6 protein-coding genes are annotated in these 6239 nt (G+C 74.3%); 4 read left to right on the top strand and 2 right to left on the bottom strand.

The genetic code is table 11. The features are described from left to right. Positions 1–124, top strand: a 124-nt coding sequence (locus tag C5507_RS21745) for an integrase core domain-containing protein (RefSeq protein ID WP_158657601.1), incomplete at its 5' end; no start/stop codon positions are given. Here C5507_RS21745 and ftsY read toward each other — a convergent pair. Further along, on the bottom strand, positions 121–1335 hold the full coding sequence (gene ftsY / locus C5507_RS21740; RefSeq protein WP_104530569.1) for a signal recognition particle-docking protein FtsY: 1215 nt from the start codon (positions 1333–1335) through the stop codon (positions 121–123). The two genes, C5507_RS21745 and ftsY, sit on opposite strands and share 4 nt — an antisense overlap. Positions 1336–1420: 85 nt before the next feature. Here ftsY and C5507_RS21735 point away from each other — a divergent pair, with 85 nt between their 5' ends. The 3 genes from C5507_RS21735 to C5507_RS21725 are packed head-to-tail and all read left to right on the top strand — an operon-like array spanning position 1421 to position 4670. Beyond that, complete coding sequence (locus tag C5507_RS21735) at positions 1421–3094, top strand: alkaline phosphatase D family protein (protein WP_104530568.1); 1674 nt, start codon at positions 1421–1423, stop codon at positions 3092–3094. A 12-nt stretch (positions 3095–3106) separates the two neighbouring features. Beyond that, a complete protein-coding gene (locus tag C5507_RS21730; protein ID WP_104530567.1) occupies positions 3107–3907 on the top strand; it encodes an endonuclease/exonuclease/phosphatase family protein in 801 nt (266 codons plus the stop codon). Positions 3908–3956: 49 nt separating this feature from the next. Continuing rightward, on the top strand, positions 3957–4670 hold the full coding sequence (locus tag C5507_RS21725) for an alpha/beta hydrolase (RefSeq protein ID WP_104530566.1): 714 nt from the start codon (positions 3957–3959) through the stop codon (positions 4668–4670). A 79-nt stretch (positions 4671–4749) separates the two neighbouring features. Here C5507_RS21725 and C5507_RS21720 read toward each other — a convergent pair. Then, positions 4750–6239: AAA family ATPase (locus C5507_RS21720; protein WP_158657684.1), on the bottom strand; the 1490-nt coding region annotated here is incomplete at its 5' end.

Here is a 6239-nt window from a genome sequence, read left to right as displayed (position 1 = left end):
GGCAGCTCGGCTCGCGGCTCTGCCAGCATGGGTCCACCAGTACAACCACCACCGGCCCCACTCAGCGGTCGGGAAGGCGCCACCCATCACCAGGTTGAACAACCTGGCTGGGCATCACACCTAGCCGACGATCGCCTCGGCGAACGCGCGGGGCTCGAAGGGCGCGAGGTCGTCGGGGCCCTCCCCGAGGCCGATCAGCTTCACCGGGATGCCCAGCTCCTGCTGCACCCGGACGACGATGCCGCCCTTCGCGGTGCCGTCGAGCTTGGTGAGGACGACGCCGGTGACCGTGACCGCCTCGGTGAACACCCGGGCCTGCACGACGCCGTTCTGCCCGGTCGTCGCGTCGAGGACGAGCAGCACCTCGGTGACCGGCGACTGCTTCTCCACCACCCGCTTGACCTTGCCGAGCTCGTCCATGAGGCCGGACTTGGTGTGCAGCCGCCCGGCGGTGTCGACGACGACGGTGTCCACCTCGGCCTCCACGCCGGTGCGCACGGCCTCGAACGCCACCGCGGCGGGGTCCCCGCCCTCCCTGCCGCGGACGGTGAGCACGCCCACCCGTTCGCCCCACGTCTCCAGCTGGTCGGCGGCGGCCGCGCGGAAGGTGTCGGCGGCGCCCAGGATCACGCTCTTGCCGTCGCCGACGAGCACGCGGGCGATCTTGCCGACCGTCGTCGTCTTCCCGGCGCCGTTGACTCCGACGACCAGGACGACACCCGGCCGGCCCTCGTGCCGGTCGGTGCCCAGGGTCCGGTCGAGGTCCGGGCCGAGGACGGCGGTGAGCTGCTCGACCAGGAGCTCGCGCAGCTCCTCCCCGGACGCGGTGGCCAGCACCATCGACCGGGTGCGCAGCCGCTCCACGATCTGGGTGGTGGCCGCGATGCCGATGTCGGCGGCCAGCAGCGTCTCCTCGATCTCCTCCCAGTCGTCCTCGGTCAGCTTCTCCCGGGCCAGCACGGTCAGCAGGCCGCGACCCAGCGAGGACTGGGAGCGCGCCAGGCGCGAGCGCAGCCGCACGAGCCGGCCGGCCGAGGGCAGCGGGGTGTCGAAGACCAGCCCGGGCTCGGGCTGGGCCGGGGGCAGCTCGACCGTCGGCGGGGCGTCGGGGACGACGGCGTCGGGCTGGTCGGTCTGGGTGCCCAGCCCGGAGGCGGTGGCGCCGGTGGGACGGGGCTGGTCGACGGGCGGCGCGGGGCGCGGCCGGGTCAGCGTCGTGCCGGGCGCGGCGTCGTCGTCCAGGCGCATCGTCCGCCGCCCGCGGCTGACGAGCAGGCTGATCCCGGTGACCAGCGCGACGACGAGGATCCCGATCGCGATCAGCACGAATTCCATGACGGCCAGTCTCCCAGCCGGGCGCGGAGAACGGCTGGCGGGACACCAGCAGCCGATCGTCAGGCGGATAGGCCAGGCTGTCCCCATGCCGCACACCGACCGGGCAACCCCGGTCCTCCTGCTCGGGCCGCTGCTGCGGCACGTCGACCCGGTCTCGGCGACGGTCTGGGTGGAGGTCGACCGGCCCTGCGAGGTGACCGTGCTCGACCGCCGGGCACGCACCTTCTCCGTCGCCGGGCACCACTACGCGCTCGTCGTCGTCGAGGAGCTGGAGCCGGGCAGCGTCACCCCCTACGAGGTGCACCTCGAGGGCGTCCGGGTCTGGCCGCCGGCGGAGTCGCAGTTCCCGCCCAGCCGCATCCGGACGCCCGGCGGCCCCGGCCCGTTCCGGCTCGCCTTCGGTTCCTGCCGGTACGCCAGCCCGGTCACGGTGCAGGAGTCCGAGGGCATCCCACCGGACGCGCTGGACCTCTACGCCAAGCGGATCGCCGCGCAGCCGGAGGACCGCTGGCCCGACGCCCTCGTGCTGCTCGGCGACCAGGTGTACGCAGACGAGCTCACGGAGCAGACGAGGTCGCTGCTCGGGCGCCTGCGCGACCGTCGCACCGAGCGGCGGTCCCCGGACGACCAGGTGGCGGACTTCGAGGAGTACACCCGCCTGTACTACGAGTCCTGGCAGGACCCCCAGGTGCGGTGGCTGCTGTCGACCATCCCGTCGTCGATGATCTTCGACGACCACGAGATGATCGACGACTGGAACACCTCGGCCGCGTGGCGGGCCACGGCCTCCCAGCAGCCCTGGTGGCACGGGCGGATCACGGGGGGCCTGGTCAGCTACTGGGTCTACCAGCACCTGGGCAACCTGAGCCCGGACGAGCTGGCGGCGAACAAGACCTGGCAGGCGATCCAGGACCTGCGTGCCGACGACCCCACCCGGGACGCCGGGCCGATGCTCACCGAGATGGCCGAACTGGCCGACGCCGAACCCGCGACGATCCGGTGGAGCTATGTGCGGCACTGGGGCGACATCCGGCTGATCATGGTCGACACCAGGGCCGGCCGGGTCCTGGAGGAGCAGCACCGCCGGATGCTCGACGAGGACGAGTTCGCCTGGGTCGAGGCCGCGATGCGCCGCGCCGTGGACGAGGGCGTCGAGCACCTGGTCCTCGGCACCTCGCTGCCCTGGCTGCTGCCGCACGCGATCCACAACCTGGAGCGGTGGAACGAGACGCTCAACGTCCGCCACCACGGCAGGCTCCGCGGGCGGCTGGCCGAGAAGGTCCGGCAGGGCGCGGACCTGGAGCACTGGTCGGCGTTCGGCCATTCCTTCGAGCGGCTGGGCGCGGCGCTGACCGCGATCGCCCGGGGCGAGCACGGCCGGGCGCCCGCCACGGCGCTGGTCCTCTCCGGCGACGTCCACCACGCCTACGCCGCCGAACTGGTGCAGCCCACGGGTCTCGAGGCGCGCGTGCACCAGCTGACCGTCTCCCCGCTGCACAACCAGGCGCCGCACCCGATCCGCGTCGGCTTCACGATCGGCTGGAGCCGGGCGGCGCGCCGGTGGACCGAGCGCCTCGCGCGGTGGGTCGAGGCCGAGCCCACCGGCCTGGAGTGGGACAAGAAGGCCGGGCCGTACTTCGGCAACCAGATCGGGGAGCTCGTGCTCAGCGGTCGGGAGGCCCGCTTCCTGCTGTCGGTGTCGGAGAAGGGCGACGAGGACCTGCGGCAGGTGCTGGACGAGCCGCTCTCCGACGCCTGAGAAGGTGGAGCGGTGACGAAGCCGGCCCCCGGTCCCGACCAGCCGCCGATCCCCGTGCGCCTGGTCACGTTCAACACCCACCACGGCGTGGGCGCGGACGACCGGCACGACCTCCCGCGGCTGGCCAAGCTGCTGGCCTCGGTGGACGCCGACGTCATCTGCCTGCAGGAGGTGGACCGCCGGTACGGCGAGCGCAGCGAGGACGTCGACCAGGCGCTGCTGCTCTCCCGGGCCCTGGACATGCAGCTGGCCTGGGGCCCGGCCATCGACGAGGAGCGTCCCGGCGACCAGCCGCGCCGCCAGTACGGCAACGCCCTGCTGTCGCGGCTGCCGATCCTGATCAGCGACGTGCACCGGCTGCCCGGCAGCGGCGAGCCGCGCAGCGCGCTGCGCACGATGGTGGAGCTCGACGGCGGGGCGCTGTGGATCACCGCCACCCACCTCACCACCCGCTCGGCGCAGGAGCGGGCGGCCCAGGTGTCGGCGATCGCCGGGCTGCACACCGAGCCGATGGAGACCGGCGTCCTGGTCGGTGACTTCAACACCGAGCCCGACGCCCCGGAGCTGGACGTGCTGCGGGAGCGGTTCACCGACGCCTGGCAGCTGGCCCGGGCCCGTGACGACCAGGCGGGCTGGAGGTTCTGGCAGTCCGACGCCGGGAACACCCACCCGGCGCGCTCCCCGCACCGGCGCATCGACCAGGTGTGGGTGTCCGCGGGGGTCGCGGTGGCCGGGGCGTACGTGCTGGACGCCGAGGGCGCGTCGGACCACCTGCCGGTCGTCGTCGACCTCGAGGTCCGCAGCGGGGTCTAGCGGAGCCGGCCCCTTCTCACGGCCACGACTGCCCACCAGGATCAGCGGCATGTCCCCCGAGACCGCAGCCCTCCCCACGATCGTCCTCGTCCACGGCGCCTGGCACGGCTCCTGGGCCTGGGACCAGGTCGTCCCCCTGCTCACCGAGCGCGGCTTCCGCGTGCGCACCGTCGACCTGCCCAGCACCGGCCCGGACGTCGACGCGCTGGGCGGCCTGGCCGACGACGTCGCGACGGTGCGCGCCGTCCTGGACGACGTGGCCGGCCCCACGGTGCTGGTCGGGCACTCCTACGGTGGCCTGCCGGTCACCGAGGCGAGCGCCGGCCGCGACGACGTCGTCCGGCTCGTCTACGTCTGCGCGTTCCTGCTCGACGCCGGCGTGAGCCTGCTCGACGCCGCCGGGGGCGAGCCGCCGGCGTTCTGGCAGGTGTCCGAGGACGGTCGCTGGATGACGCCCGCCCAGCCGGAGCAGGTGTTCTACGCCGACTGCCCGCCGGACGTCACCGCCGCGGCCGTGGCTCGGCTGACGCCCCAGTCGCTGAGCTCGTGCACCACACCGCTGCAGGCCACCGGCTGGTCGACGATCCCGGCGACCTACGTCGTGGCGGACGCGGACGCGGGGCTGCCGGCCGCCGTGCAGGAGCTGATGGCGGGGGGCCGGGCCGAGGACATCCGGCACATCGACACCGCCCACTCACCCTTCTTCGCCCGGCCGCGCGAGCTCGCCGGCATCCTGCTCGAGGTGTCCTCCGCCGCCCGCTGAGCGCAGGCGCGGCTCAGGCATGGGAAGCGATACGTGCGTCACAGGCGCGAATACGCAGGTATCGCTTCCCATGCCCGGGTCAGGCGGTTTCGAGCTCCCGGAGCCGCTGGCTGATGACGCCGGTGATGCCGTCGCCGCGCATGCTCACGCCGTAGAGGGCGTCGGCGATCTCCATGGTCCGCTTCTGGTGGGTGATGATGATCAGCTGCGACGTCGATCGCAGCTGCTCCACCAGCACCAGCAGCCGGCCCAGGTTCACGTCGTCCAGCGCGGCCTCGACCTCGTCGAGCACGTAGAACGGCGACGGCCGGGCGCGGAAGATCGCCACGAGCAGCGCGACGGCGGTCAGCGAGCGCTCGCCACCGGAGAGCAGCGACAGCCGCTTGACCTTCTTCCCCGGCGGGCGGGCCTCGACCTCGACGCCGGTGGTCAGCATGCTGTCGGGCTCGGTGAGCACCAGCCGGCCGGAGCCACCCGGGAAGAGGGTCGCGAAGACCTGCTCGAACTCCCGGGCGACGTCGGCGAAGGCCTTGGCGAAGACGTCGTGGATCCGGTCGTCGACCTCGCGGACGACGGTGAGCAGGTCCTTGCGGGTGCTCTTGAGGTCCTCGAGCTGGGTGGCGAGGAAGGTGTGCCGCTCCTCCAGCGCAGCGAACTCCTCCAGCGCCAGCGGGTTGACCTTGCCCAGGGTGCCGAGGTCCCGCTCGGCGCGGGCCACGCGGCGCTCCTGCACGGCGCGGTCGTAGGGCACCGGGTCAGGAGCGGGCGCGCCCTTCGCCTCGGCCTCGGCCTCCTGCTGCGGCGACGGCGGGACGAGCGCGGTGGGGCCGTACTCGGCGAGCAGCGTGGGCAGGTCCACGCCGTACTCCTCGGCCGCCTTGGCCTCCAGCGACTCGATCCGGTACCGCTGCTCGGTCCGGGCCACCTCGTCGCGGTGCACCTCGTCGGTGAGCCGGTCGAGCTCGGCGGTGGCGGCCCGGACCCGGCTGCGCACCTCCAGCAGCTCCGCCTCGGCGCCACTGCGCGCGGACGCCAGCGCGTCCCGCTCCGCCGCGGCGCGGACCAGCGACGAGCCGAGCGCCGTCAGCGCCGACTCCGCGTCCCGGCGCACCGTGGCGGCCACCCGCCCGCCGCGGGCGCGTGCCACCCGGGCCTCCTCGGCCCGCTCGCGGGCGGCCCGCTCCTGCCGGGCCTGGCGGCGCAGCGAGTCCGCACGGCCCTGCAGGGCACGGGCCCGCTCCTCCGCTGTCCGCACCGCGAGCCGCGCCTCGGTCTCGGCCTGCCGGGAGGCCGCCACCTCGGCGCGCAGCCGGTCCCGCTCCTCGGTGGGGGGCTCCTCCGCCACCGGGGCCGCCTCGGCGTCGGCCAGCTCGGCCTCCAGCCGGGTGAGCTCCTCCTGCGCCTGCTTCAGCGACTGCTCGGCGCGCACCCGCGCGGCCAGGGAGCGCTCCGCCTCCGACGCGGCCGATCGGGCGGCGGCACCGAGCTCGGCCAGCGCGGCCGCCTCGGCGGAGCGGCTGCGATCGGCGGCCTGGCGGGCGGCCAGCGCCGTCTCGACGTCGGCCGAGC

This window comes from Blastococcus saxobsidens (genome assembly GCF_002938435.1).
GTDB lineage: Bacteria > Actinomycetota > Actinomycetes > Mycobacteriales > Geodermatophilaceae > Blastococcus > Blastococcus saxobsidens.
The sequence above is the reverse complement of the archived record's forward strand: the minus strand, read 5'-3'. Positions and strand labels throughout refer to the sequence as shown.